This is a genomic window from Aquimarina hainanensis, assembly GCF_042684685.1.
Classification (GTDB): Bacteria; Bacteroidota; Bacteroidia; order Flavobacteriales; family Flavobacteriaceae; genus Aquimarina; species Aquimarina hainanensis.
In genome coordinates, this window is sequence record NZ_JBHULX010000013.1 from 207,891 (window position 1) to 234,090 (window position 26,200).

A 26,200-nucleotide genomic window follows, 5' to 3' on the forward strand; every position below is an offset into this window, starting at 1 on the left:
ATTATCAGCTATTTTTTAACTTAACTATGCATATTTATGATACAGAAATAAACCCCAATACGAATCTAAAATATATTTTCAATAACTATATTAAAGAATGTAGGTACAGCAAACAATTACGTTCTCAAACCCTTAAAAGTTATGAAGAGGTGTTTTCTACATTTCAAAAAATCATGCCTGAAATGGAAGAAGTAAACGACTTACACCCTTATATGATGCACGAGTTTTACGAACGATTAAGTATAAGAGAGCGAAAAGTAGGTAAAGACAGAATTGCTATTGGAGTAAAAGTATCTACTATTAAGACTTATTACAATAAACTAATGCCTTTTTTTAGATGGTTGGAATCAAAAAAATATATTGAGGAAGGTAAGCTAAGTAAAGAAATACCTAATCCACCTACTCCTAAATATGATGATAGTAAGGCATTAGATTCAGTAGAAATATCTCAAATTGTAGCGAGTATAAGTTTATCTGCTACAGCAGACCAATTTAGGTTTCAAAGAGATATGGTTATAGTTAGCCTGCTACTCTATACAGGAATACGAAGAGGAGAGTTGCTTGGATTACGAATACAGGATGTTGATTTTATAAATAAAACCATCCATATTAATGGAGAAACCTCTAAATCTAAAAAGAGCCGTAGTATTCCAATGCATTATACGCTTTTTACACATCTAAAAAGCTATTTAAAACTTTTGGAGAAAAGAAACCTAAGAACATCTGCACTTATCGTATCTACCCAAGGAGACAATCCTCTCTCTGTTCATGGACTTAAACATTGGGTTGCTAAGTACAGTAAATTATCAAGTGTAAAATTTCACTTGCATCAGTTCAGGCATACTTTTGCATGTAGTTTAGCAAAAAAGAATACAAGTATCACGTCTATTATGAGAGTCTTAGGGCATGGTTCCTTGCAAATGACAGAGCGTTATTTGCGTTCAATTCAATCTGAAAGTGCTCGTGATGGAATAGAAAAATTAGCATACTAATGATTGATTTGAATCTCTAGAATTGCTATACTTTTTATGTCGACCAATTAGTAATTAATGCATTCAAATATGAATGTTTAACAATTGGATATTTCTATTACATCCCTTAAAGGAGAATGATTTTGAATGTAGAGATGGGGTCGTGCAAAAAGGCATATCATTAACACTAAAATCCTCTAAAACCCTTATAAAATAACCTTAATAGGGAATTAAAGGGTTACATCGGAACTGATAATGATGAGGTCCTAGGTTCAAGTCCTAGCGTGCGCACAAATCCCCCTTATAATTTAAGCTGAAAACTAAATTATAAGGTTGAAAAATGGTCATTACCGACCACATCTCTAATTGATGTGTCCATAGAATCCTTTAATGATAGTTGTAGAAATATCTGCTTAAGCGATATGAATATAAAACTATTATTGGAGGATTTTTGTCATTATGCAAAATACATGCGAGCTGTATCTCCAAATACTATTAACAGATATAGACAGCAAGTTTCTTATTTTGTAGAAGTCTCAAAAACTAGTGATATAAGCGCTGTAAACAAAAAAATGGTACATAGCTTCTTCTTGCACGGTAGGGTGGCTAAAAACTGGAGTACAGCGACCTACAGAACTTATTACATGACACTGATTGTTTTCTTTAGGTGGTGCATGGAGCATGAATATATGGAAGAGAATTTTGTAGAGTCTATGATATTACCTAAACAAGAAAAAAGTTTACCAAAAGCACTCAAGAAACAAGAAGCATTTAAGCTTCTGGAGGTGGTATATAACTACCCATATACGCATCGATATTTAAGATCTCGAAATCATGCCATTTTTTCCATGTTCCTATACGCTGGACTTAGAAAAAATGAATTACTTAATTTAAAGTTAGCGGATGTAGATATAGAAAACTTCACAATTTTTGTTCGTAAAGGAAAAGGGAATAAAGACCGTATCATTCCCATGAGTCATACTTTGGCACAAAGTTTAGACCGTTATCTCACAGAGCGTAAAAAGCAAGGAAAAACTTGTCCTGAATTTTTTACTTCTTCTAATCGAAATCAAGGATTTACTGTATCAGGTTTAAAAAGACTAACTACGAGGATACGTAGTGCTTCAGGGATTGATTTTACGATACACAAACTCCGTCATACCTTTGCTACACTTATGGTAGAAGGAGGTTGTGATATTTATAGTTTATCTAAAATGATGGGACATAGTGATATTAAGACCACTACGATATATCTTTCTGCAACTGCTGAACATTTGCGTTCGCAAGTGTATAAGCATCCGCTTAATATTAGGACTTTTGTTTAATTGAATATATCTTATTTTCATTCAAGGGAATCATTTTGGTACTTGAGTCGTACTTCCTTTTATTAAAATCAGATTTATTTTTAGGTGCTTTTTTCAATAAAATTTTTCCATTATTATAATTTGAACTATCTAAAACAAAAATATGTTTATTCGATTCAATCCAATCAACTACTTGTTTTTTATCAAAAAAATCATGATGTTCTGTGAAATTTAAACTTACACCATCATTTTTTAATTTAAGATATTCCTTGTATTCACTATCAATTAAAATACTATCGTTCTTAAAATAGGTTAATATTGGAAAGTTTTTATCTATTGTTAAGCTATCTAATGAACTATTGCTTTCTAGGGTAAAATACCCAGAAATGTCTAAAAAGTTGTTTCCAAAAAAACTACAGTTTATAAACTTATTTCTTCGGAAGTTAGTCTCTTTTCCAAATTTTGAATCTTTAAAATTAACATATTCTAAATTGCAATTCTCAAAGGATACAGATTTAAAAGTACAATTTTTAAATGAAGCGATACCGTCAGTCAAGCTATCATGCTTTTTATTATGTAAATATATTTCATTCTGAAATTCACTTTGAAGTTTGTTTAAACCACTTTTTACATAAAATGTATCTTTAGAAGAATTTTGTATAACATCTTCAATGCTTTTGTTAAAATACTTAAGAGAGCCTGATAGACTTTTTTTTGATCTATTGGTATTGTCATTTGTCCTTATTACATATGAAAACATTTTGGGAGAGGAATAATTTCCATTATGTTCAAATAATTTGGTGACAAAATCTTCAACTTCATTTTCTTGTATTCCAAACAGGCTAAACCTTTCTCTTATTCTAGTACGATAATAATCCTTATTCTTATCCCTGAACATATCAACCGAAAAAATAAGTATTTCGTTATTCATAAAATCTTCATTTTTCATTTCATTACTAAAGGGATTGTTAATTAAATGAATAGCAGAGTATGTTAAATTAACTTCATATGTAAAGAAAACTCCTGTTGATGAAAAGAAGCAGTTGTCAAAGAATACTGGAGCATCTTGCCCTAAAAAAGTACTATCATCAAAGATAGCACCTCTTAGATCACATCTACTAAATTTTGAGTTTTTGCTGATTGATATATCCTTAAAATTAGAGTTGTTTATACTGGAATATATAAAGTTACTGTTTTTAAATATATTTCCTTCAAAATTACAATGGCTAATTTTAGACCATTTAAAAGTCGTTTCATTAAAGTTAGCATTCTTGAAATTGGAATAGCTAAAATCCCCATAGAGAAAAGAGCTATTTAATTTAGCATTGGTAAAATCGGAGTGATTTAATGTTATTCTTCTCACAGGTGTAACTAGAATTTGAGCTTCAGTATTATAATCACCTGCTAATCCATAAAAATTTTTCATTAAATCAAGTCCACTTAAATCTTTATTAGATAAATCCGAATATGAGAAATTTGATTTTGCAATTATTTTATTCAGCGTTTCTGCATCTAAATTACTTTGAATGATGGTAAAAAATAGACTTCCTCTTTCTGGACTGAGTCTTTTTACTTCATCATCTCTGATGTATTTATATGGTTTAAAATCTTCACTCAAAGAAACAATTATACCTATTAAACTCTCTGATAAATTTCTTATACCATCTTTTTTATAATCATCTCTAAGCTCTTGATGTATATCTTCATATAGTTTTGATAATAACAAACTTCTTGAACTACTTTTTTCTTTGGCATTCTCGATAATATTTCTTTCTTCTTCAATAGCGGTTTGTTTATTAAAATGATTTTGAATACCATTAAAGATAAAATACCCAACAGCTAAGATAAAAATCCCTATAACCACAAACTTGATCCAATAAACAAAATCAATTTTAATTTTTTTCTTTTGGTTTGATTTTATTGGTTCTGGTACTGGTTCTTCTTCATCAACATTATTTGCTTCTTTAAGTTTTTCTTTTTCAGTTTCAGGCTCTATAACCTTTCGGTAATCTTTTTCTTCAGGGTCATAAATATGAGAATTATAAAAATCTATTAATATTTGAATTTTAGTATCTGTCTGGATATTAAATTTTCTTGATTCTGTGTCATTAAAAAAAGGCTCAAGAGTACTCCTTGAAATCCTAAATTCCAATTCAATATTACTGTTTTTACCATCCCTATCTAATCTTCTAAAAAAAGAAGAACTGAGTCTCTCATTATCGCTAATATCAACTAAACTTTTAATGTCTGAGTTTTGATAATAGTGCCTAAAAGCTTCTATCAAGCTTTCTAAGATTTCATGTGCTTCTCCTTCTGAGTAGTATTTATTTGCCATCCTTCATTGAAATATTTTTTGATAAAAATAAGGAAAACCAAACTAAACCATAAACATCCAAAATCAGCCAAACTAATCCAAAGTCATTTGCATTGTCGAAAGGCAAAAAACCACCAAGCATAAGCAAGGTGGTCGCCTTAACGACAACGCCACTTCAAAGGTTGACGTTTCAGCTGATTCAAAATGAGAATCCGACCTCTCAAATTGAACTAATTGAAATAGTATCAGAAAGGATATAAAAGTCAAGCTCGAAGTAGCATTAAAATCAAGTTTCATTTTAATACTACTTACAGATGAGAAATCTACATGCAAACCAAAAGACGACACACAATCCAAAGTCTCAAATAAGTCGTTTAGAAACTATCCACCGATTAATTAATGGACGTAGTTTTCAACCAGAATTGGTTGAAGAGAAGTTATCAAAAATTAATACTGATTATCTAACACCATACTGTTTGGTGTACTTCAAATATCTAAATGCTAGACATCACTTTAATTACTATAAGCAAGAAAATGCTATTGAACATTTAGAGCTAGCCTCTGGTCTGTTGGACGATATGGATAGAACTGCTTATCAGCAAGGAGTAAAAATTTGTAATGATGAATACCACTTTACAAGAGCATATGTACGATTTGTCTTAAGCACACTTTCTTTTGATGAGTATGAGACCCCATATTTATTATCAAAGGTAAGACGTACGGTTGACAATGCGTTGAGTTACAATTCAAATAATCAAAAATTTGTGTGGTTACAAAAACAACTTGTAGCCTAACAATTCATTGGCATTTCCTATTTCAGGAAGTGCCTTTTCATATTTATTAATTCTTAACCCGTTTATTATGAAAACCAAAGTAAACAACAAAGCTGTAGACAGCAACATTACCATTTTTAGATATAGGGTTGAAGCTTTAGAAAATAAGCTTACCGAAGAACATGAAGTCATTAAAAATGACATTGCCATTCCATTAGGAAAGGATTTAGCAGCGATGAACAAGCCAGAATTTGAGTGTACAAAAGATGTGTATTCAGGTGTCATTAATGGAGCTTACGCCAAAATGATGCAGGGAGCTAAAAAAGAAGTTCAAAGCGAGATAGAATCCTATCATATTATTTCTGAGAAGGAGGAAGCTGATAAGCAATTGGAAGAGTTTTCGAAAGAACTCGAACTCAAAGAAACAGATCATCGTATTAAAAAACGTGAACTTGATAAATGTGACAATTCACTTTTAAAGAAAGCCAAGCGTTATGGCTGGATACGTTTCTTTTTAGTTTTTCTAATCTTTATTGATCTTTTTGTTACAAGTATTGCACTCCAATCCATGGGTTATTCACTAATTGTTTCATATGGTATTGGCTTGGCTATAGGTGTAGGAATTTTCTTTTTAGCTGAAAATCTACCTGAAATCATCGCAAAAGGACAAACGCCAATGCAAAGACGCCTTATTACACTAGCCATTTTTAGTGGGTTGTTTATTTTGTTTTACGTCTTAGGAATCTTTAGAAGCGAATCCTTTTCAGAAAACGATGAGTTTGGTTCTGGTGTGCATCCTATTTATTTCACTGCACTCAATATGTTTTTTGCTATTACAGCATCCCTTGTAGTCTACTTCAATGGTTTAAAAAAACACGAAAAGAAAATACTCGATCAATACAAACTAACCAAAGAAGCTCTCCAACAGTTAGAAGCGGAAATCAAAGCACTTAAAGAACAGATTCAAAAAGTACGCAAAACGCAAGCTGAATCTGAATTGGCGCGCAGACAAATCCAAATCTACGCGCACGATATTCAAGAATTGGTTCAAAAATTCTTTGAAGAGTCGCAAAAGACCTTCTATAGTACAAACCTAATTCATAGAAGTGATGGCAAGACTCCAAAATTCTTTGAAGATGATATTCCACAACTACCATCTTTTTACAAAGGCTTAGATATATAACCATTTAAAACAAACTACAATGAAAAAGTACCTATATACTTTGGCGCTTGGGCTGATGTTATCAGCCTGCACCGCAGACAAAAAACAGACCATTATTTCCGTATTAGAAGATGTTACGGAAGCAGATTTTTTAGTAACACCATATACGAGTACCATACTTCCTCAATTCCATTTAGATAAAGATAGGTGGCAGGCAGTAGCGTTTCGTTATGGAAGTATTAGTAGCTTAATCCATAACAAGCGTGTTTCGTATAAGCTCATGTCTGAAAATGCACTTTTTGCCAATGACATTGAACGTAAAGCCAAAGTAAAGCAGTTTAAGCAAGATGTTTCTGAAGCCCTAAAGAAGAATACGTATTCAGAAGCACACCGCTATTCGGCTATTTGGACGCCACTTGTAGATGAGATTATATCCTTACAAGCTATTCCAAACAGTACCGCTACACTATATCTCTATTCCGATTTACAGGAAAACAACCCTAGTTGGTTTTCCATTCATAAATACGATGACCTTATGTTATTAGAACATAATAGTCAAAAGGTAGCAGAACGTTTTTTAAGCAAGGCAGAAGGTATTAAAAAGGGAAACAAGAATATTACAGTGATTGTGGTCTATCAACCTCAAACTATGAAAGAAGACATCGCTTTTTCCAAAATGAAAAAGCTATACACCATTGTCTTTAAAGAACTTGGGATTTCCATTGCCTTTATTACAAAACTTCAATAGTTACTAGTAATGGGAAAGCATAAAGGACATATACTATTCTCTAGCCTTGGGTACATCCTCAAGGCTATTTGGAAACTCTTACTGTTAGGGTTGTATGCTACAGCCAAAATCTTGGAAACCCTAGCAGGATTCTGTAGTAAGCTACTTGATAAATTTTTGAAATAACCTTTTTAAAACACTCAGTAATGATAAAAAGTATTGTAGATATATTCAGTGAAAGTCTATCAGGAGGACTGGATAGTATCCTGTCACTTTTTGATAAAGACCACAGCGTTAATGCGGAGTTTGGAAATCCTAACAAACTTATCTCTAAAAGAAACAAAGGATGGTGCGTAGATGGCAAACGCTTTTTGGATTTAGAAACCTCACGACGCAATTTTTGTGTGGTTGCAGGAAGTGGAAAAGGAAAAACGCAGGTTCATATTTTTTCAACGATATTAAACTCTGAATCCTCAATGGTGGTCAATGACAATTCAGGAGAATTGGCTACCACTATTCCATACCTTCAAAATATTGGGATTACACCACTGGTAATGAATCTAACCAAGAAAAGTGGTGTCTATCTGAACCCACTTGATAGTTGTAAAGGGGATGTTTCAGCCATGCGAAAAATAGCCAAAACGCTCATGGGGAATGCTTCTAAGGATAATGATTTTTTTAGTTTATCAGGAGAAGATTGTATTACGCTTTTTATTCAATATGTACTGGAATCAGAACCACGCATTCATGCTAATTTAGGGAATGTTTATAAATTGATTTTAACCTATCAAGGAACACCAAAGGTTATTGAGAAATTACTAGCGGAAAAAGCTTCTGATGATGTATGGACAAAGTTTAAAGCGTTAGCAGGGAACTCTGAGAAAACACTCAAGTCTATTACAGCTACAGCAATTTCCGCATTATCATGGTTAGGTGATAATCCGACATTGGCGGATATTACATCAATTACCAATATTTCATTTGAAGATTTTAGGGCTACACCTCATGTACTCTTTATTCAATCTCCTGTGAGTGATGCAAAATTCTATGCGCCTATGGTAGCACTGGTCTTTCAAAGTTTTTATCGTTTCGCCTTTTCCAAATTACCGTCAAAAGAAGATTTGGATATTATGATGGTGCTGGATGAGTTTTCTAGCTTGATTAATGGGTTACCTGATTATAGTAATACCATTTCCAATAGTAGAAAATTCAAGATTCCTCAGTGCATCATTCTGCAAGATGAATCATTACTTAGCCCATATAAAGAGTTAAAAGATAATATTCTTCAGAACTGTTTTGTTAAAGTCTACTACGGAGGACAGGACAAAAAGGCTCTTGAACTAGAAAAGCTTTTAGGAAACTATACCTATACCGATAAAGACAATGGGCAAAAGAAACAGCGACCGCTGTTATATGCCTCTGAAATACGTGAACTCGATAATGAGATTATTGTGCTTCCTAATGGACAAAAGCCACTTAAACTCAAAGTGACTCCAGCGTATAAGCAAAGGAAACTCCGTAAACGATTAGCAATGGAGGTTGATAATAAAATGCAAGATGTGGCGGATTATACAATTCAATACATCGATTTAACACCTTATTCAACAGTAAAAAATCAATAGCCTATGAAACTCATTACACCAGAATTAGAAGCGCGATTTGCCGAAGTGGGAGATCAATCTGACATAGAAAATCCAATTATAATTGCAAAATTTTTTGATCCAGTAGGTAGCGGAACTTGGTACGCTACGGAATATGATAAAGAAACTAAGATATGTCATGGCTATGTTACAGGATTTGCAAATGACGAATGGGGAAGTTTTTCTATAGATGAATTAGAGTCGATAAAGCGTCCATTAGGGTTAAGGATTGAAAGAGATCTTTACTGTAAGGAGCAAACTTTTGATGAGCTATTCCCGAAAAAGAATAAAGACCGTTTATCTGAGCTACCAAAGAATAAAGAAGAGCAAGAAAGGGAACGATGAGTACATGTTTTCAGCATCTATTTAAAAAATCGGATTGATAATAAAATCATTAAATAAACCACAGGTAAAACTCAAAAGATTATGGAATCATTTAAAGACTTTTTAAAATTCATTAAACATTTAAGAACACATTATTCTGATATTAATTTGAATAATCTTCAAGAAAGTAAAAACGGACAAGAAACAGTTTTATCAATAATAAAGGAATTTGCTAACTACGATTATGACCATGACAACAAGTTTTTTGTTACTGATATTGATGGAATTTTATTTGCTACTGAGACGGTAGAGTTAGAAAAGATAAACCGTCTTCCTGATTTATACTCTGCTATACAATATTTAAATGATGCGTATCAAAAGCGAAAAGAGAATAAGAGTCAGGCAAATACTTTACAATTGCCAGATAAACTATTTTCAAAACCTAAAGAGACACTTGATATTTCAAGGGTAAATATCATGTCTTTTTTGCTAGAAACCTACAAGCTCAATTCTGAAAAAGAACTATGGGAATGTAAAGAAGAAAAGCAAAGGGAAATTATCTATGATATCTATAGGAATTTCACTGGGTTCATGCCACTTAAAGAAGACGCTAAGGGTATATTTTTCACATTTCCTCAAGAACAAGATATGAGGTTACGGTATAGTCAATATCCTAACTTTCAACACAAAGATTTGTTCTCTCACATCAGAGATATTCGAAGTGTAAAAAGAAATACAGAGCAATTAATTCGAGAAACTACTGTAGATAGAATTACACAAATAAAAAAGCTGACAAAAGACCAAGCCAAGAAAAGAGGTTATGAGCAAGATGAAACACAAGAATTATAATCCACTCGAAACTTTTTACGATGAGTACAGATTTTCCATACACTTCATTACATGAATATTTAGATATTGTTTTTGGGGCTATTGAAAATCCCACAATACAACAAATAAAAGACGCTAAAAAGCAATATCGAAAGCTGTATTTAGAGGCATATCAAAAGCAAAGAAGAGAACGGATCAAGGAATTTACTCTTGGTTTTAATTATCAAAAGATGTTGCTGATTCATAAAGAGCGAGGAGAACTGAGTGTATCTGCATTTTTGTATCAATGCATCTATTCAGTTTTAAAGAATCAAGGAATATCTGACACTAGGTTATTAGGAAAAATCCATGCATCTCAACTAGAAATTATTGATGCGTTTGAAACCTTAACAGAGCATTCTGATTCATACATATTAGAAGTGTTCTTAGAAAAAATGGAGACTTTAGAAACCCAGATTATTCAATTGAAAGGCACATGATTATCAAAGAAAAATCAATCAAGGATTATACAAATTTGGAAAGAGTCTTACGCTACGTTTTATCCAAAGAAGCTATGCATGGTTTTGTACATACTAGGTATATACGAAGTGATCGAAAGTATGCTAAAGAATTATCATTAGTAATGGAGGATGCACAGGCATTCTCCATTGTTAAAGAAGAACGATTGCAAAATATGTTAGCTAAATATATTCAGAATGATAAAGGGCGTATTCATAAAAGAGATAACGAGACTAAATTCCACCACTCTATTATCAGTTTTCATAAAAAGGATGTGCTTAGTGAACAGGAACTACTTAAAGTAGCCAAAGAATTCATTAAACAACGCTATCCAAAATCTGTGGTTACTGCGGTTTCCCATCATGATACTGACCACTACCATATCCATATGGTTGGTTCACACGTCCATGTAGGAACAGGTATTACTAACTATCATACGAAAAAACAGTTTTCAGAGATAAAACAGTATATGGAACGTTGGCAAGAGCAGGAATTAGACCTGAAATACAGTAGTGTGCAACATGTAAAAAAAAAGATAAAACCCTAATAACCGATGCAGAATATCAACTTAATCTCATGGGGAAACAAAGTGAAAAACAACAGCTAGAGATGGTTTTATCTGAACTCTACAGTAAAGCCAATTCTGTAGAACAGTTTTATACAATGATTAAGGACAGGGGATTGAAACTGTATTTCAGAGGAAAAGAACCTGGTATTATTGGAAACAACAGAAAGTACCGATTAAAAACACTCGGGTACTCTAAGGGACGTATTGCTCTTTTAACACTAGAGAAATCACAACAAAAGAAGCAATTGAGACGACTTACTCAGTTAGGTAACAAACAGCAAGATTTAGAACAAGAATATTAAACGTAAAATTATGAGACCTAGAATTTCAACAAAGAATATTAAATTTTACCTAGCACAAAATTATGGGTATTCAAATATTGATAACTTCTTCAAAAATGCGGATGTTATTAAAAACCACAAACATATTGTTATTGCTGGGATTATACAATCCTTTACAGGATACAAATTAGAAAAGGGAAAATTGGTTTGTTACAATCCCTATACTTCCAAAAATGAAGTATTAAATATCAGCAATTTTAATCATATCCAAAGTAAAGAAGATTTACTCAAAGAATTATCCATGTTACATACAACAAGAATGCAAATGCTCAAGCAATCAAGAAAACGAATTTTAGAATTATCAAAACAAAAAACGCAGGATCGTGACCAAGATTTAAAGGCTACTATTAAGAAAACAGAATCCAAACGATTACAGGAATTGCAAAGAGATAGCAAGAGTAAAGAGGAAGAATTAGATTATTGAGCATGATATAATGAGTCCAAACTTATAATAATGATAAATGAAAATAAATTTTGGAAACTCATAGCTACTACATTAACCAATAGCTCTCTTGAAAATATAATTGAATATGATTCTTTTCTTATTAATCATCTAAAAAAGGAAGAAGTTCAAACCATTGTTGGTTTTCACTTGCGTTTACTTGAATTACGGAAAGCTTTAGATAATTTTGAGGTGATTAAGGTGGCTATGGATTTAGGTTATTACACTTCACGTGAAGTCTTTAATCGCTTTTGCAATGGGATTATAGCTTCAGGTAAAAACATTTACACTCAAGCAAAAAATCAAAATGGAATGTTAATAGCCATGTTAGCTAACAATCCTGAAAGATTAAGAACATATTATTATGAAGGTTTTAGTTTAATTGCTTCGGCTTCATTTTATGAAAAGGTAGGTTTGGATAAAGATTGGGATATGGTTTTGTGTAGCTATAAAGAAATGCGCTAGAAATAGGAAAGAATTTATAATACTACTTTTTACAAAAGAACAAGACAGGATGCATGGTTGCTCCTGTCTTCTTTTTTTGTTACGGGTACCTAGGGTGTCCCTAGGCAAGATAGCCTTTATGAAGTGTATTCAGAATAAAGGCAATCTTGCCTAGCGATGTCTTAAAAGGTTTTCGACTTAAGTTATCGCTAGTCATCTGTCCAAAAAGTTTAATGGTAGAACGACTTTGGACAGATATAAAATGTCCTCAAATGCTTACATGGTAAAAGCAGATGAGGACATTTTTTTCTTAAGAGACATTAAGGTTATGCTTTTATATTTTCATTTTTTAGAAAATCAAAAAAATCTAAAATACCAATGTTTAAACCATTTGTAACCTTAAGGAGAGTTTTTAACGTTGCCGAAGTATGTCCATTTTCAAGACGTTGTATCTGTCTTACATCAATATCAGAAGACGTAGCTAAATCTAGCTGGGTCATCCCTTGTTCTTTTCTAAGGGACTTAATCCTATCTCCTACCTTTCTTATGTATGTATCTATCTCTGTTTGTTCCATGATTTTACCTCTCTATGAGGTTCAATCAGAAAAGTATGCGTATTTGTTAATATTTTACACGACAAAATTGTCGTGTTTTTGAATTTATATCTATATTTGAAGGGTAAATGGCTCAACATTAACGCTCCTATAGAGCCAAGGGGCAATAAATAATCAATTATCAATGAAAAATTTAACAAAAGTTCTACTTATGTTAGCTCTAATTGTAGGAGCTTCAAATCTACAATCATGTAAATCTTCACAAATAGTACGTTTAAGTAACGAAAAGTATGAGGAAACAAACGTCAATGATATAGATGTTTTTTCTTCTCAAAAACCAACCAAAGATTATGTTGAAATTGCAAAAGTAAGCACTGATAAGTTTTCCAAGTTAGGAGCTATAAAACACTCAGGAGAAACTATAAACAAAAGATTAAAAGAAAAAGCAGCTTCTGTTGGAGGACATGCTATCATAAATCTTACAGAGGATTTTGCGAGTGTATCAGGAACAGTTATTAGGTATAAAAAATAAATAGTGAAAGTATGAAACAGAAGTTATTTACTGTGTTTAGCTTCATTCTTGTTGCAACCATAACCATTTCATGTAGTAGCAGTGACGATGAAGATGGAACTCCAAAAGAAAAAAGTTTAGAGACCTTAACAAAGGTAACTTTGGATAAAATTATAATTAAGCAATTCAAGGGAACAATTACTGGATGGGATTCAAATGAAGTAGGAGATAATAAAGAAGCAGATATTTTCTTTGAAATAGGAACTGCTTCAGGAACACATACTAGTGAAGTGTATCAAAATACAAAGTCACCTTTAACGTATAATTATCTTAATGATGAAGTAATCATGAATTCGGCATCAATCGAAGTAGTTTTCAACCCTCCTTTAGTGTTGGATAAAAACAAGGCCTATTATAACAATATTCCATTTAAGTTATATGATAAAGATGTAGGTACAAACGAAATTATATTTAGTGATTCATTTGGTTCTTCACTAGATGATTTTTCGAGATTCAAAAGTATTATTTACTTAAGTACTGTAGATTCATATATTCCTTCACAAGAAAGATATTTAGGGACTCAAATTGATTTTCATTTTACGCATGAGTTTGATTTGTAAGAGAGTTATTTAATAGAACAAAAAAATAGAAGAAGCATCTTGAAAGATGCTTCTTCTATTTTTATATATTCAGTTTAGAACTATTTACGAATAGCTTCGAGTTCCGCTAGTCGTGAGTTCTTTTTTACTTCCTGTAACTTTTCAATACGGTCTTTTTCGATAATCGAATCCAACATTATATTAATTACAGACTTGTTATACTCCGACAAGTTTCCAATCATTTCCAATTTCTGAGCAACATTTCGGTCTTTAATTTCTGAGGTAGAAAGGAGTTCGACTACAGGAACACCAAGGGCTTTAGCAATACGTACCATTGAAGCTAAGGAAGGATTAGAGCCACCACGCTCTAGGCGTGAATAGGTAGGCACCAACATATCAGATCCTTCTGCTACATCCTTCTGTGTCAGTCCTTTTTCCTTACGAATACGTTTAATGTTCTCTAATAATAGTGCTTGTGTTGCTTCCATATTACTCATTATTTAATTCCAAATGTAGGTCAAATAATCAATAACAGCAAATAACACAAATATTATTTTATTAAATAATCATATTTGTTTATATTTGAAAATAATTATTGTGTAATTTGTTTTCAATAGATATGAGTCAATTAAATACATCAAACCCAAACCACTTTATTTTCGCAACAGACACTTTGGAATTTCATGTTCTCGGTGGTTTATCCACCTTTGGATTAGATAGATTGAGAGTGACCTTAAAGGTCAATAGGTTAGATGATGAATTTCATGCCTTGCGACATAACATAGATTTATACAATGCCAATGGTGTCGAAAAGTTTGTACGCAAGTTGGCTGAATTTTTAGAAATCGGTACTTCTATAATTAGACGAGCTTTACAAGAACTTATTTCTAAATTGGAACATTTCAGATTAGAAGTATTAGACCAAGTAGAAAACGAAGAAGCAGAAGAATATCTCCTCTCCAAAAAAGAGAGGCGTTCTGCTATGGATTTTCTTAAGTCTGAAAACCTCTTAGAAAAGACGAACAAGTACATTGGAAAATCTGGTGTTATTGGAGAAGAGAATAATAGATTGTTGATGTATCTTATTTTTACCAGTAGAAAAATGGAAAATCCATTGCACTGTATTTCTTTTGGTTCTAGTGGTTCAGGGAAAACACATTTACAGTCTAGTGTTGCAGAACTTATACCACAAGAAGACAGACTGAGTCTTACTTCACTTTCTAGTAATTCATTTTACTATTTCAAGAAAGATGAATTGAAACATAAACTGGTTCTGATTGAAGATTTGGATGGTGCAGATGATGTGTTGTATCCACTAAGGGAACTTCAAACCAAAAAGCGTATTACAAAATCTGTAGTACAAAAGGGAATTGGCGGACAAGGAAAAACCAAGAACTTAGTTGTTGAGGGACCTGTGTCGGTTGGAGGGTGTACTACCAAAGAAAGTATCTATGAAGATAATTCTAATCGTTCTTTTCTTCTCTACATTGATGAAAGCGAAGAGCAAGATGAACGTATTATGGATTACCAACGTAAAGTATCGGCAGGTAAGGTAAATATTGAAGATGAGCTGTGGGCGGAAGAATTACTCCAAAATGTACAGCGATTACTAAAACCTGTACGAGTAATAAATCCATATGCAGAACATTTGGTACTGCCAAAATCGGTATTCAAACCAAGACGTACCAATGCTCATTATTTGCAATTCATTGAAGCTATTACCTTCTATCATCAGTGTCAGCGACACAAGCAATATGATATACATACTGGAGAGGAGTATATTGAAACAACAATAGAAGATATCAAATATGCTAATGAACTATTGAAACCAATTCTACTGCGTAAGTCTGATAATTTGAATGGAGCAACACGCAATTATTTTGAAAGGCTAAAAATCTATTTAAAAAAGAAAGGAGATACCATTTTTACGAACAGGGAGATGCGTAAGGAATTTAGAATGGCGGAAAGCACCATGCGTAGGTATCAATTGAAGCTCGAATCAGAAGGATATATCAAAAGACGAAAGGATATCCAAAGCGATTCTTTTGTATATGAAATTATAGAGCAGGATGAGTTTGGAGAATTGGAAAATAGCATAAACAAAGCACTTGGTATTTGTTTAGATAAATTGATAAAAACGAGCTGATGTTATGCTTAGCAGTTGGGATTTGCCACCGCCACCTCGCCACAGGTTCGCCACTTAAAAAGTGGCGAGGGTAATAACAATAAAATCAAAGCATTGCGAATAGCTCGCCACAAAAAATGAAATATAAAAGGAAGGTAAATAAAAAATGAAAAAATTATCACTTAATAGCGACACGTATATAACGCTTTTAGCATCGTATAAAGATTGGCTAAAAGTGTTAGGATATGCGCCATCTACGGTTTACAACTTACCAAACCACCTGCGTGAGTTCTTCTATTATTTAGAGTCCAAAGGGTATTCTGATATTTCTACAATCACCACGCAAATCATTAAAGACTATTACAAGTATCTATCACAACGTGGCAACCAAAGACGTGGTGGTTCTTTGAGCAAGTCCTTTTTAAACAAACATCAGCAAGCTTTAAAGAAATTCTTGACCTACTTAAAAGAACATAATGCCAATATCAAATTTGGCGTACACCTCAAACAAGAACGCATCAATTACCAAGACCAAAAAACAATCCTTACCCAAATTGAAATCAAAGAATTGTTCGATGCGTGTCAGTTTGCTCACATGACGCCATATTTTCAAGCTAGAGATAGAGCCATATTGGTACTGCTATACAGTTGTGGACTCAGACGAAATGAAGCGATGCATATGGACACTGAAGATATCCTGTTTCAGAAAGGACGTATATATGTTCGCAAGGGTAAGAATTATAAAGAGCGTTTTGTACCAATTAACAAACACAATTTAGAAATACTGGAAGAGTATGTGTTTGAACACCGCTCTGAATTTATTACCGATTATCAAACCGATGCATTGCTTTTATCCTCTCACGGAAAGCGTATGAATGACTTAACCATCGCGCATCGATTAAAAGCTATTGTAGATGCCACAGAAAATGAAACCATTAAGGAGAAGAATATAACTATGCACACGCTCCGTCATAGTATTGCAACACACCTAATGCAAAACAAAGTACCAATTCAAATGATTAGTTCTTTTCTTGGACACGCTTCGCTAGAGTCAACACAAATCTATACTCATCTAGCAGATCCTTATGCTCACAAACAAAAAGTATATGACTAATATTTCGTTTACTGATTACCTGAAAAGGGAAGCTTATTCCAAAACAACCATCAAAAGCTATGATGATACTAAATCTAAATTTATCACTTGGTGCGAAAAGAAAGATTATCATCCAGAGAGTATCGACTACAAAAAATGTCTGGAGTACGTTAAAAAGCTTCAAGAAGTCAGAAAAGGGAAGCGAGTCTCACAATCTACGGTTAAGCATAAAGTTGGAGCATTAAAAATCTATTTCAATTATTTAGTAGATCAAGAGTTACGTTTTGATAATCCAATAGAGAATGTAAATATTCGAGGTGTTAAACGAACACTCAATCATAACTTGTTAGAGTTCGCAGAATTGGAAGATTTGTACTATAGCTACCCAACACACAATATTGAATTTCCAAGCAGTCCATCGGTTGCTATTCGCAACAAGGTCATCACTGGTTTTATTGTCTATCAAGGAATGAATGCCACTGCATTGAAATCCCTAAAAGTAGACCACATTCATGTTGAAAAAGGAGTGGTTTATATACCAGGTACACGAAAAACCAATGGACGAACACTAGAACTTAAATCATGGCAAATACTCCCACTGGTGCAGTATTTAGAGAAACATAGGGAAATCACCCAAGAGGAGATAGAAAACTACTCACAGGCTTTGTTTCCGCTTAATTCTGATAGGTTTGACATCATTACTACACACATCTACAAAAGACTAAAACGCATCAATCACAAGGTGGTTTCTCCAAAACAAATCAGAGCTTCCGTAATTACCTATTGGCTATCTCAATACAACATTAGGGAAGTACAATACATGGCAGGGCATCGTTATATTTCTTCTACCGAACGTTACGTTCAGGATGACCTTGAAAACTTGCAGGAGGTTATTGAGAGTTTGCATCCGATAAATTAGAGATTGTAATATATTTTACGGAAACTCACATTGCTGTTTATGAGCTATTTGCTAACTTTGAATTTGCTAAAATTCACTGTCTAAAGTTTTACAAATAATTGCTCTAATATGCTGACGTCTTGATGTGGTAAAATTGTTTTATAAGATAGGCTTTGAATAAAATATCTTTTAAAATAATTTCTATGTATATATCTAACCTAAAAATCAAAAATTACCGAAACTTTAAAGATTTTAATATTAAACTAAAACCATTGACTTTAATTGTTGGTGAGAATAATATCGGTAAATCTAACCTTTTAAATTCTTTAGGATTAATCTTTAGTCAAGATATATCCATTTATAAGAAGAGAAATCTTGAAGTTTCTGATTTTAATTATGATGTCATCCTCCAGTACAAAAGAGACATCATTGACAATGAAAAGCCTTTAGAAGAAATAACATTTCCAGTAATAGAAATTTCTGCCACTTTAGTTGATTGGGATGAAGATCAGGAATCTGTAATAAGTGATTGGTATGTTAATGAAGAATTAACCGAAGCCGAGTTAACATATAGATATGCTCCTGTATCATCATTTGATAGATTAGCTGAACTTGCAACTCAAAGAGAGTTTATAAATAAATTCAAAATAGATATAGGCGAAGAAAAATTTTCAGAGTTACCAGAGAAGGAAATTTTAGATTTAATCAATTTTCCGATATCAAAATATTATTATTCTATTATTGGAGGTAATCAAAACGATACTCAAGCAAATATGTATCATCTAAATCAGTTAAAATTTGAACTGCTAGATGCATTAAGAGATGCCAAGTTAGAGTTATCTGCAAGCCATAGAGGGAATTTACTTTTTAGGGTTTTGAATGCTAAAGAAGAAAATGAATATCAAGACTTAAAAAAGCAGTTGGTTGGATTACATAATTCAATAAAGGAAAACGAAGCAATTCAAGGCATTAAAGAGGGGATTTCTACACAATTGGATAAGATTTCATTAACTACAGAAGATTTTACAAATAATATTAATTTAATTTTTTCTCTACCCAACGTAGAGGATATTTTAAAGAAATTAAGTTTGATATATGGTGAAAATCCATTGAAGATTGAGCACAATGGAACAGGAAGAAACAATTTACTCTTCATGTCTCTTATCCTATCTTACATAGAAGACCCTAGTTCAATGGAAAGTAATTATTTTAGAGTTGTTGGAATTGAGGAACCAGAGTCTCACTTACATGCCAATTTACAGAATCACTTAGCTCAAAATATTGAGCTTTTAATAAAAGAAGAAGGAAGTAATACATACAGAAAAGATATTCAATTGATATTGGTTTCACATTCAAACCATATAACAACTAAAATAGATTTTGATAATACAGTTGTGTTATACAAAAATGATAATACTTTAAGTACCCATTATGTATTGGATGGTTTTTCAAATAATGCAGAAGATAGAAAAAGAATTAAATATTTAAGAAAATATCTAGATGCTGAAAACATTAATCTTTTTTATTCGAGGAAGATAATACTAGTTGAAGGAATATCTGAAAAGCTACTCTTACCAACATTCTTTAAAATTGAGACATCTAATACTATTGAAAAATCAAGTTGTTGTGTTGTTAATATTAATGGCTTAGCATTCAAGAACTTTTTAGATATTGTAAAAAATGGATATCACACAAAGTGTTTAGTTTTAACAGACAGTGATATAAATACAAGAGCTGAAGATAGAGCAGAAAATTTGGCAGATTTATATTCTGACATCGATCAAATTTCTGTTCACATAACTAATGAATCAACTTTTGAAAAAGATATCATAGCAAGTAATAAAGATGGATTAGGAAAAGATATTTTACTTAAAGTGTTAAAACAAGTACGACCTATCTCTGGTAAACAATATGGTGAGGGGCTAGGTGAAAATGAAATTGATATTGAAGATTATTTTGATTTGATAGAGAATTTCAAATCGGATTTTGCTTATCAATTGATGATTGAGCTTGAAGAAAATAATTCAGGATTTACGGTTCCTGATTACATCAAATCTGGAATATTATTCTTAAACGGAAGTCAAAGTAATGATGAATAAACCAAAGTTAGTTATTGCTGGACCTGGTGCAGGTAAGACCTATGGGTTAGTAAACCAAATTATTGATAAATTAAAAACATTATCTCCTTCAAAGTATATAGTTGTAATAACATATACTAATTCTGCTTCAGATAATATTAAGCAAAGACTTTCAAAGAGAATACAAATACCTCCAAACTTGTTTATTGGAACAATGCATTCGTTTCTGAATAGATTTATTGTTATTCCTTTTTCCAGTTTTAACAACACAAAAGTGAACGGAGAAAAATTATTTATTCAATGTGCAACAGATGATATTTTTCAAAAATTAAAAAAGGAAACAGGGAAGACATATAATTATAAAACTGCAAACTTTATAAAGAAAAAGATAAAAGACTCTATGCATAAAAATGGTTATATCACATACGACCAAACAGTATCATTAGCTAAAGAGTGTTTTGAGAATAAAAAAATAAAAAAAATAGTAGCTAATAAGATTCAATATTTGTTTGTTGATGAGTTTCAGGATACAGGGAATAATATTTTTTATATCATCGATAGTATCCGAAAAGAAAAAACAACAGAAATATATTGTGTCGGTGATCCAGAACAGTATATTCAGAGTTATGATTCATCAATTAAAAACTTTTCCAATATTCCTATTTTAAAAGCTTCATGTACAACATCATATGATGTCGAAATTAACGATTCAAATTTTAGATGTTCAGAACCTATTGTTAGTTTTTTAAATCACTTCAATAACAGGGAATACGGAACTAATACTTTCAGGCAAATTTGTAAAAAAGAAACAGGTACTGAATCGGTTAAATTTATTGATAAATTTGAAAATGTATCTAATATTATCCCAAGCTTTTTTGAAATTTGTCAGCAATTAGGAATTACTCATAATGACAGATGTATACTGGCGAAAAAAAATGAGGTAATTAAAAGAATAGTTAGAGCTTTAGATGGCAATATTATTTCTCCGAGAAAAAGTAATAATATTTCTCCTATAAGAGAAATAATGGCAACATTATTATCTGCTTTGAGTTTAAACCAAACCGAATATTTAAATCGCTACAATACTACAATTTTTGAATTACGAAAGAATTGTATTCGAATCTTAAAGGCTATAAAATCTGGTGAAATAACAAATGAAAATACTTTCTATAAGTTTATTAGTGAAAGTCTAGGATTAGAAGTCAAAACAACTGTTCCATTTAAGCTTGGAAACTTACGAATTCATGGCTCGGTGTCTTCTACTGAAAGCTCTGTCGTTGTATCTAATTTTCATAACTATAAAGGACTAGAATCAAAAGCTGTTTTGGTGATAGCTAAAACAGAAGATGAACTTTTGTTGTGGATAGAAACTAATCAAGAGACAAGAGACGCTAAAAGAACTAATGAAACGACTGACTATCCTAGATTAGGATATGTTGCATTTAGTCGGGCAAAACAATTGTTATGTATTTCATGTCTTGAGCAAATAAGTCCAGAAACCAAAGAAAAATTAAAAAGCCTAGATGTTGAATTAATTATAGATTAATTAAAAAATGACTCCATCCGAACAATATATTGCAAATTTATGTGAAGAGTCTTTCCTTCCATTCTGGAGCCATCCTAATCCTTTGGGTAAAAAGGGTAAGGAACTTTGTGACCTTTTAGTCGTTTGTGAAAACACTATAATTATTTTTTCAGTAAAAGACATTAAAGTCTCTGAACATCAAGATAGAACTATCCGATATAATAGATGGGTTAAAAATGCTGTAGATAGTTCATTAAACCAAGTTTTTGGAGCCGAACGTTATTTGAATAGTGTAGATAATATAAAGCTGAAAAACAGGAAAACAATTGTAAAATTACCACCTAAGAAGAATAGAAAAATTTATAGAATAGCAATTGCTTTCGGAAGTGAATATGATTTTCCTTTACCAATGGGATTTGATAATCGTGGATTTGTTCATGTTTTTGATGAAAAATCAACTGCAATTATAATTAGTGAATTAGATACAATAACAGACTTCACTAGATATTTAGAGGCTAAAGAGAAATTTTTGGAAAGTAAGTACATGCTTTTACCTGAAGAAACCGATTTGTTGGCTTTATATATTCAAACAGGATTACAATTTGATTATCCTGTAAACCTAATAGCTGGTTCCAATGGTTTATGGGCTACCTATGAAAAATCCGAAGATTACAAAAATTGGAGAGAACAAATTAAACCTAGTTTTATCTGGGACTATATGATTAAACAGCTTTTTGATTATCATATTGACGATAATACCAATGATGAAACACGAAATAGTTATGAAGAAGCAGTTAGGTTAATTAATCAAGAGTCAAGAATAAACAGAATAGAGTTAGGTATAAGTTTAGATAATGCGATAAAGCGTAAAGTTAATGCGCGAATTTTACTCATTCCTGATTCTACTTATCTTTATATTTTCATGCCTTTATCTAGTAAGAACTGGAAAGACAAAGAATTAGAACTAGAATTAAGATGTGTTGTCGCAAAATACTTAAACCCTAATGTAAACACTTTTATTGGTATTGCTATAGGTAATGATGGAAATAATAAAAGTGTCTTTGATATTGGGTATTTTCATTTTCCTGAATTATCTGATGAATTTATAAAGTTGGCTAAGACAGTACAAAAAGAGTACGGATACTTCAATAATCCAAAATTCTCTAAAAGTTCATTATATAGAGATGAGAAATTTAATGGCTTTGGACTATAATTTTATTTCCAAAAATTAGGTCAATTTGTACCATCTATGTAGATTTGAAAGTAAGAATGGGCTGTCTAAAACTACATATTGAACCACTACCAAATTTACGAGTAATACATCGTAAAAAAACGGAAAAGCCCTCAAAAAAGATGGGTAGTTGTTATCCCTTTGGGCTGGAACATCGCGGTTACAACAACGTAGTAAATGGAAGGGCTCACAACTGGAAATACAATGGGAAAGAACAAAATAAAAGCTTAGGTCTTAATGTTATTGAAATGGATTGGAGACAGTATGACCCAGCCATTGGTAGATTTAATGTTATTGATCCACTAGCAGACCACCCTTTTCAATCAGATATTACACCTTACAACTTCTCTTGGAATGATCCTATAATGTATAATGATCCTTCTGGATTGTGTCCTGAATGTCCAGACGCTAAAGATTATAAAGAAGGAGACACCTATGATGTTAATGGGGCTTCCTATGTTTTAGATAACGACGGACAATGGGCTAGACAAGGAGGATCATTAGAAGAAGTCGTAATAAATGGGAGTTCTAGTTCGGGAGATTCTAATTCTGAAGAAAATAATGAAGCTGTAGTAACTCTTGGAGCATCTAGAGGGCAAAAAGTATTACCTGCTATTGGAGAATTAAGTGGCTTTTCAAAGTTTAGTGCTGAATTTCAAGAAAATATTTTAAATGGAAGATCAGTTAATATTAATGGAATAACATATCCTGTAAATGCCGCAGGTAGAATAAATGGTATTGGGATTAATGCTGCCACCGTAAATATACCTACTGGTCCAGGAGTTGGAGGGAGCGGAAAACTGATTACCAAATTTAGTCCTGAACAGTTACTGAAATGGTGGAGGACTTCATCGAAAACAGGAATTTCAGCAGCAAAAGCGGCTGAAAAAATGGGAGGTGCATTAGTAAAAAAATATAAAGGTTCGGTTGATACAGGGGCAAGAAGTGGAGAGCATGGGAGAGCTTTTATTAAAGCTGGTCAAGAATTGATTAGACAAGCAAATAATAAGAACGCAGGTCATTTACCAGATATGATAAAAGCTTTAAAAACAGCTGGACAAAGATTAATTGAAAAAGGTAAAAGCATAAATCATAAAATGTAATGAAAGAGAATAAAGAGTTAGATGATATGATTCTTAACTTATCATTGATAGATAATGAGCAATTAAAAGAGCTTGAAATTCTTCAAATATTAAAAATTTTAGATTCTTATGAATTAGATGATTTTTATAAATATTATCTAAAAGGGTATTTATGGTATAGTATGCCCTTAGAAAGTGTAAATAGAGATAGGGAAATTGAATATAATTTGAAAAAATCGATAAATCAAAAACCCGAATACTTATTTTCTAAAGCCTATTTAGCTTATTACTATTTTGATAATAAAGAGTATGAAAAAGTGATAGATATATTGAATTCTTTAGATTTTTCCTTTTTTGAAGAAAGGAGCCAATTATGGCAAAGTTTAAAACTTCAGGAGTTGTTAGCTGTGTCTAAATTACAGTTATCAGAGATTGTTAGTAATGACTTGTCTAGCGACATATTGGGGTTGATTTATTCATATTTACACCTGCCAGAAGAAGAAGTTTCCGTACCACGAGAATTAGTAAATACTGTTATTGAAAATAAATCAAAACAAGGTATTTTAAATATAAAAAAAAATATAATGATATTGATTAACTCTAGAGCTTACAGGGACTATTTTGATAATGAAGTAAAATTAGAATTTTCTTAATCCCCCCGCTAGGTTATAGTATGTGCTAGTTCGCTGCTCTGCTATCTACATAGCTATTTTAAAACAAAGTGTCTCTTAAATGGTAATTAGTTGAAAAATAGTAATTTTAAGATTCAGAAAAAAAGAAATAAGAGTAACCTCTAAAAACAGAGGTTACTTTTTAATTTCTTTAACTATTTTCCGTTAGCTACACATTATTTTACAAGAATTTCTCTTGTTTTGTTGTCTTCTATAGGCTTTATGTGCATCAAGGCTAGCGTTATATTTTGAAAAATCAATAGGAACCCCATTCCATGTTTCATCAGGAGTATTTCCCAGATGGAATGAGAGTTGAATGGGCGGAAGGATTGGATGCAAAAGAAAAAGAACTTCTTGGGTATGCCATTTATACCCTTCGTAAAAACTCCAAAACTTTTAATAATGAATTTATAGAATTACATTCTTCTAAAATGACTTTTACTGTAGGGAAAGCCAGTGGGTCTTGGGGATTATTCGACCGACCATTACCAAAAATGGTAGGGGGAGATGAAGATGAAGAAGGTAATATTTCAGAGGTAAATATGGTATATGATATGAGCGAAGGAGCTAAAGGAGGAAAAATATCTTTAGATTTGGATACTTTTAAACAAATGAAGAGAGAAGGAGTAAACATAAATGCATTAGACGAAGCTTTAAATGTTTTACCAGAAGAGTTTTCAGGAGCGGCATTATTTTTGTACTATGGTACTATCGCAAATGGAAAAATAGATGAGATGCCTGCATCTGCTAATATAGAGTACGAGACTAAAATGTTGGCAGGGGTTGTTTTAAACGAATCAGGAATAGGTTTATCAAAATCGAAATCCCAACGATCAGCAGAAGAATTTGGAATCCAATTTAATGTAAACAAAAAGACATTAGAAGACTATTTTAATGCCTTAGAAAGTTGGCATACAGCCCCTGATTTAGCAAAACATTATAAAGGATTATCTAGAAACAAAAAGAAACCGTTATACTCTATAAATAACCAAAAATGACAAAATTCTATATTATATTTCTATTTATAATAATTTGTTTAACCTCATGTGGTTCCAATTATAAACCAAGGTTAGTAAATGGAGAATTAGATCTTAGTAATAAGTCTCTTAAAAAATTCCCTAATATTGGTAATATAAATAAAGAAGAGATTACTATTATTAATTTAGATAATAATTCATTAAAAGAATTTCCAGAAGAAATTTTATCGTTCAAAAATTTGAAAACTATAAACTTGTCTTTTAATGAAATAAAAAAAATTCCGCAAAGTATTAGTGATTTAAAAAGGTTAAAAAATTTAAATATAAGAGGAAACTATATTTCAAGTTTGCCTAAATCTTTAAAACTTATGGAAAATTTAAGGCTGGTTCTATTAATTGATACTGATTTGTCAGAAAAAGAAATAGAGCTTATGAAATGTAGCTTACCTGCTAAGTGCGAGTTGTTTTATTCAAAATCGATAAGAGATTACCCTCCGTATACGTGTAATTATTAATTCGA

The 26,200-nt window shown here is 32.0% G+C and carries 28 protein-coding genes; 25 read left to right on the forward strand and 3 right to left on the reverse strand.

The annotated features are described in order from the left end of the window. Positions 1–26 precede the first annotated feature (26 nt). Both ACFSTE_RS09300 and ACFSTE_RS09305 read left to right on the forward strand, forming a co-directional pair. Positions 27–992: a tyrosine-type recombinase/integrase gene (locus ACFSTE_RS09300; protein ID WP_378253213.1), complete on the forward strand. Its 966-nt coding sequence runs from the start codon at positions 27–29 to the stop codon at positions 990–992. A gap of 401 nt (positions 993–1,393) precedes the next feature. After that, complete coding sequence (locus ACFSTE_RS09305; protein WP_378253215.1) at positions 1,394–2,296, forward strand: tyrosine-type recombinase/integrase; 903 nt, start codon at positions 1,394–1,396, stop codon at positions 2,294–2,296. Here the strand turns inward: ACFSTE_RS09305 and ACFSTE_RS09310 are convergent. Then, positions 2,280–4,610, reverse strand: a complete 2,331-nt coding sequence (locus ACFSTE_RS09310) for a pentapeptide repeat-containing protein (RefSeq protein WP_378253217.1) — start codon at positions 4,608–4,610, stop codon at positions 2,280–2,282. The genes ACFSTE_RS09305 and ACFSTE_RS09310 overlap by 17 nt on opposite strands. A gap of 293 nt (positions 4,611–4,903) precedes the next feature. Here ACFSTE_RS09310 and ACFSTE_RS09315 point away from each other — a divergent pair, with 293 nt between their 5' ends. From ACFSTE_RS09315 to ACFSTE_RS09365, 11 genes are all read left to right on the forward strand, one after another. Next, the gene (locus ACFSTE_RS09315) at positions 4,904–5,383 is read left to right on the forward strand and encodes a hypothetical protein (protein ID WP_378253218.1); all 480 of its coding nucleotides are present in this window, start codon (positions 4,904–4,906) and stop codon (positions 5,381–5,383) included. A 67-nt stretch (positions 5,384–5,450) separates the two neighbouring features. Further along, complete coding sequence (locus ACFSTE_RS09320; protein ID WP_378253220.1) at positions 5,451–6,545, forward strand: hypothetical protein; 1,095 nt, start codon at positions 5,451–5,453, stop codon at positions 6,543–6,545. 19 nt (positions 6,546–6,564) lie between these two features. After that, entirely contained in the window at positions 6,565–7,272 is a 708-nt protein-coding gene (locus ACFSTE_RS09325) for a hypothetical protein (protein ID WP_378253222.1), read from the forward strand. 185 nt (positions 7,273–7,457) lie between these two features. Next, on the forward strand, positions 7,458–8,873 hold the full coding sequence (locus tag ACFSTE_RS09330) for a type IV secretory system conjugative DNA transfer family protein (RefSeq protein ID WP_378253226.1): 1,416 nt from the start codon (positions 7,458–7,460) through the stop codon (positions 8,871–8,873). Positions 8,874–8,876: 3 nt separating this feature from the next. Then, positions 8,877–9,236 (forward strand): DUF2958 domain-containing protein, encoded by a 360-nt coding sequence (locus tag ACFSTE_RS09335; protein ID WP_378253227.1) that lies wholly within the window; start codon positions 8,877–8,879, stop codon positions 9,234–9,236. A gap of 81 nt (positions 9,237–9,317) precedes the next feature. Next, entirely contained in the window at positions 9,318–10,064 is a 747-nt protein-coding gene (locus ACFSTE_RS09340; RefSeq protein ID WP_378253229.1) for a hypothetical protein, read from the forward strand. Positions 10,065–10,084: 20 nt separating this feature from the next. Next, positions 10,085–10,522: a hypothetical protein gene (locus tag ACFSTE_RS09345; RefSeq protein WP_378253231.1), complete on the forward strand. Its 438-nt coding sequence runs from the start codon at positions 10,085–10,087 to the stop codon at positions 10,520–10,522. Then, entirely contained in the window at positions 10,519–11,088 is a 570-nt protein-coding gene (locus ACFSTE_RS09350) for a relaxase/mobilization nuclease domain-containing protein (protein ID WP_378253233.1), read from the forward strand. The genes ACFSTE_RS09345 and ACFSTE_RS09350 overlap by 4 nt, the downstream gene beginning before the upstream one ends. A gap of 29 nt (positions 11,089–11,117) precedes the next feature. Then, positions 11,118–11,411 carry a hypothetical protein gene (locus tag ACFSTE_RS09355; protein ID WP_378253235.1) on the forward strand — a complete coding sequence of 98 codons (294 nt, stop codon included), beginning with the start codon at positions 11,118–11,120 and terminating at the stop codon, positions 11,409–11,411. Between the two features lie 10 nt (positions 11,412–11,421). Then, positions 11,422–11,874: a hypothetical protein gene (locus ACFSTE_RS09360; RefSeq protein ID WP_378253237.1), complete on the forward strand. Its 453-nt coding sequence runs from the start codon at positions 11,422–11,424 to the stop codon at positions 11,872–11,874. 30 nt (positions 11,875–11,904) lie between these two features. Next, positions 11,905–12,357 (forward strand): DUF4240 domain-containing protein, encoded by a 453-nt coding sequence (locus tag ACFSTE_RS09365; RefSeq protein ID WP_378253239.1) that lies wholly within the window; start codon positions 11,905–11,907, stop codon positions 12,355–12,357. Positions 12,358–12,662: 305 nt separating this feature from the next. Here the strand turns inward: ACFSTE_RS09365 and ACFSTE_RS09370 are convergent, their stop codons facing one another. Beyond that, positions 12,663–12,911 (reverse strand): helix-turn-helix domain-containing protein, encoded by a 249-nt coding sequence (locus tag ACFSTE_RS09370; protein ID WP_378253241.1) that lies wholly within the window; start codon positions 12,909–12,911, stop codon positions 12,663–12,665. A 163-nt stretch (positions 12,912–13,074) separates the two neighbouring features. Between ACFSTE_RS09370 and ACFSTE_RS09375 the strand changes: the two genes are divergently transcribed. Both ACFSTE_RS09375 and ACFSTE_RS09380 read left to right on the forward strand, forming a co-directional pair. Continuing rightward, on the forward strand, positions 13,075–13,422 hold the full coding sequence (locus ACFSTE_RS09375; RefSeq protein ID WP_378298097.1) for a hypothetical protein: 348 nt from the start codon (positions 13,075–13,077) through the stop codon (positions 13,420–13,422). Positions 13,423–13,433: 11 nt separating this feature from the next. Further along, on the forward strand, positions 13,434–14,021 hold the full coding sequence (locus tag ACFSTE_RS09380) for a hypothetical protein (RefSeq protein WP_378253245.1): 588 nt from the start codon (positions 13,434–13,436) through the stop codon (positions 14,019–14,021). 80 nt (positions 14,022–14,101) lie between these two features. Here the strand turns inward: ACFSTE_RS09380 and ACFSTE_RS09385 are convergent, their stop codons facing one another. After that, positions 14,102–14,488, reverse strand: coding sequence for a helix-turn-helix domain-containing protein (locus ACFSTE_RS09385; RefSeq protein WP_378298099.1), 387 nt, complete (start codon positions 14,486–14,488; stop codon positions 14,102–14,104). A gap of 131 nt (positions 14,489–14,619) precedes the next feature. On the opposite strand from ACFSTE_RS09385, the gene ACFSTE_RS09390 reads away from it, so the two are divergent. From ACFSTE_RS09390 to ACFSTE_RS09435, 10 genes are all read left to right on the forward strand, one after another. Continuing rightward, positions 14,620–16,146, forward strand: coding sequence for a hypothetical protein (locus ACFSTE_RS09390; RefSeq protein ID WP_378298101.1), 1,527 nt, complete (start codon positions 14,620–14,622; stop codon positions 16,144–16,146). 145 nt (positions 16,147–16,291) lie between these two features. Then, positions 16,292–17,239, forward strand: coding sequence for a tyrosine-type recombinase/integrase (locus ACFSTE_RS09395; protein ID WP_378298103.1), 948 nt, complete (start codon positions 16,292–16,294; stop codon positions 17,237–17,239). Beyond that, the gene (locus tag ACFSTE_RS09400; protein WP_378253253.1) at positions 17,232–18,137 is read left to right on the forward strand and encodes a tyrosine-type recombinase/integrase; all 906 of its coding nucleotides are present in this window, start codon (positions 17,232–17,234) and stop codon (positions 18,135–18,137) included. Before ACFSTE_RS09395 ends, ACFSTE_RS09400 begins: the two co-directional genes overlap by 8 nt. 152 nt (positions 18,138–18,289) lie before the next feature. Continuing rightward, positions 18,290–20,215, forward strand: a complete 1,926-nt coding sequence (locus ACFSTE_RS09405; protein ID WP_378298105.1) for an ATP-dependent nuclease — start codon at positions 18,290–18,292, stop codon at positions 20,213–20,215. Then, positions 20,205–21,740 (forward strand): UvrD-helicase domain-containing protein, encoded by a 1,536-nt coding sequence (locus tag ACFSTE_RS09410; RefSeq protein ID WP_378253257.1) that lies wholly within the window; start codon positions 20,205–20,207, stop codon positions 21,738–21,740. The genes ACFSTE_RS09405 and ACFSTE_RS09410 overlap by 11 nt, the downstream gene beginning before the upstream one ends. 7 nt (positions 21,741–21,747) lie before the next feature. Further along, positions 21,748–22,932, forward strand: coding sequence for a hypothetical protein (locus tag ACFSTE_RS09415; RefSeq protein ID WP_378253259.1), 1,185 nt, complete (start codon positions 21,748–21,750; stop codon positions 22,930–22,932). Between the two features lie 140 nt (positions 22,933–23,072). Beyond that, a complete protein-coding gene (locus ACFSTE_RS09420; RefSeq protein WP_378253261.1) occupies positions 23,073–24,053 on the forward strand; it encodes an RHS repeat domain-containing protein in 981 nt (326 codons plus the stop codon). Next, the gene (locus tag ACFSTE_RS09425) at positions 24,053–24,685 is read left to right on the forward strand and encodes a hypothetical protein (protein WP_378253263.1); all 633 of its coding nucleotides are present in this window, start codon (positions 24,053–24,055) and stop codon (positions 24,683–24,685) included. Before ACFSTE_RS09420 ends, ACFSTE_RS09425 begins: the two co-directional genes overlap by 1 nt. 293 nt (positions 24,686–24,978) lie before the next feature. After that, positions 24,979–25,701 carry a hypothetical protein gene (locus ACFSTE_RS09430; RefSeq protein ID WP_378253265.1) on the forward strand — a complete coding sequence of 241 codons (723 nt, stop codon included), beginning with the start codon at positions 24,979–24,981 and terminating at the stop codon, positions 25,699–25,701. Then, on the forward strand, positions 25,698–26,195 hold the full coding sequence (locus ACFSTE_RS09435) for a leucine-rich repeat domain-containing protein (protein ID WP_378253267.1): 498 nt from the start codon (positions 25,698–25,700) through the stop codon (positions 26,193–26,195). The genes ACFSTE_RS09430 and ACFSTE_RS09435 overlap by 4 nt, the downstream gene beginning before the upstream one ends. The last annotated feature ends 5 nt before the right edge of the window (positions 26,196–26,200 follow it).

Excerpts from the sequence above, each read along its gene's own strand:
- ACFSTE_RS09300 (WP_378253213.1), top strand. The coding sequence starts at position 27 with ATGCATATTTATGATACAGAAATAAACCCCAATACGAATCTAAAATAT.
- ACFSTE_RS09305 (WP_378253215.1), top strand. The coding sequence starts at position 1,394 with ATGAATATAAAACTATTATTGGAGGATTTTTGTCATTATGCAAAATAC.
- ACFSTE_RS09310 (WP_378253217.1), bottom strand. The coding sequence starts at position 4,610 with ATGGCAAATAAATACTACTCAGAAGGAGAAGCACATGAAATCTTAGAA.
- ACFSTE_RS09315 (WP_378253218.1), top strand. The coding sequence starts at position 4,904 with ATGAGAAATCTACATGCAAACCAAAAGACGACACACAATCCAAAGTCT.
- ACFSTE_RS09320 (WP_378253220.1), top strand. The coding sequence starts at position 5,451 with ATGAAAACCAAAGTAAACAACAAAGCTGTAGACAGCAACATTACCATT.
- ACFSTE_RS09325 (WP_378253222.1), top strand. The coding sequence starts at position 6,565 with ATGAAAAAGTACCTATATACTTTGGCGCTTGGGCTGATGTTATCAGCC.
- ACFSTE_RS09330 (WP_378253226.1), top strand. The coding sequence starts at position 7,458 with ATGATAAAAAGTATTGTAGATATATTCAGTGAAAGTCTATCAGGAGGA.
- ACFSTE_RS09335 (WP_378253227.1), top strand. The coding sequence starts at position 8,877 with ATGAAACTCATTACACCAGAATTAGAAGCGCGATTTGCCGAAGTGGGA.
- ACFSTE_RS09340 (WP_378253229.1), top strand. The coding sequence starts at position 9,318 with ATGGAATCATTTAAAGACTTTTTAAAATTCATTAAACATTTAAGAACA.
- ACFSTE_RS09345 (WP_378253231.1), top strand. The coding sequence starts at position 10,085 with ATGAGTACAGATTTTCCATACACTTCATTACATGAATATTTAGATATT.
- ACFSTE_RS09350 (WP_378253233.1), top strand. The coding sequence starts at position 10,519 with ATGATTATCAAAGAAAAATCAATCAAGGATTATACAAATTTGGAAAGA.
- ACFSTE_RS09355 (WP_378253235.1), top strand. The coding sequence starts at position 11,118 with ATGGGGAAACAAAGTGAAAAACAACAGCTAGAGATGGTTTTATCTGAA.
- ACFSTE_RS09360 (WP_378253237.1), top strand. The coding sequence starts at position 11,422 with ATGAGACCTAGAATTTCAACAAAGAATATTAAATTTTACCTAGCACAA.
- ACFSTE_RS09365 (WP_378253239.1), top strand. The coding sequence starts at position 11,905 with ATGATAAATGAAAATAAATTTTGGAAACTCATAGCTACTACATTAACC.
- ACFSTE_RS09370 (WP_378253241.1), bottom strand. The coding sequence starts at position 12,911 with ATGGAACAAACAGAGATAGATACATACATAAGAAAGGTAGGAGATAGG.
- ACFSTE_RS09375 (WP_378298097.1), top strand. The coding sequence starts at position 13,075 with ATGAAAAATTTAACAAAAGTTCTACTTATGTTAGCTCTAATTGTAGGA.
- ACFSTE_RS09380 (WP_378253245.1), top strand. The coding sequence starts at position 13,434 with ATGAAACAGAAGTTATTTACTGTGTTTAGCTTCATTCTTGTTGCAACC.
- ACFSTE_RS09385 (WP_378298099.1), bottom strand. The coding sequence starts at position 14,488 with ATGGAAGCAACACAAGCACTATTATTAGAGAACATTAAACGTATTCGT.
- ACFSTE_RS09390 (WP_378298101.1), top strand. The coding sequence starts at position 14,620 with ATGAGTCAATTAAATACATCAAACCCAAACCACTTTATTTTCGCAACA.
- ACFSTE_RS09395 (WP_378298103.1), top strand. The coding sequence starts at position 16,292 with ATGAAAAAATTATCACTTAATAGCGACACGTATATAACGCTTTTAGCA.
- ACFSTE_RS09400 (WP_378253253.1), top strand. The coding sequence starts at position 17,232 with ATGACTAATATTTCGTTTACTGATTACCTGAAAAGGGAAGCTTATTCC.
- ACFSTE_RS09410 (WP_378253257.1), top strand. The coding sequence starts at position 20,205 with ATGATGAATAAACCAAAGTTAGTTATTGCTGGACCTGGTGCAGGTAAG.
- ACFSTE_RS09415 (WP_378253259.1), top strand. The coding sequence starts at position 21,748 with ATGACTCCATCCGAACAATATATTGCAAATTTATGTGAAGAGTCTTTC.
- ACFSTE_RS09420 (WP_378253261.1), top strand. The coding sequence starts at position 23,073 with ATGGGTAGTTGTTATCCCTTTGGGCTGGAACATCGCGGTTACAACAAC.
- ACFSTE_RS09425 (WP_378253263.1), top strand. The coding sequence starts at position 24,053 with ATGAAAGAGAATAAAGAGTTAGATGATATGATTCTTAACTTATCATTG.
- ACFSTE_RS09430 (WP_378253265.1), top strand. The coding sequence starts at position 24,979 with ATGTTTCATCAGGAGTATTTCCCAGATGGAATGAGAGTTGAATGGGCG.
- ACFSTE_RS09435 (WP_378253267.1), top strand. The coding sequence starts at position 25,698 with ATGACAAAATTCTATATTATATTTCTATTTATAATAATTTGTTTAACC.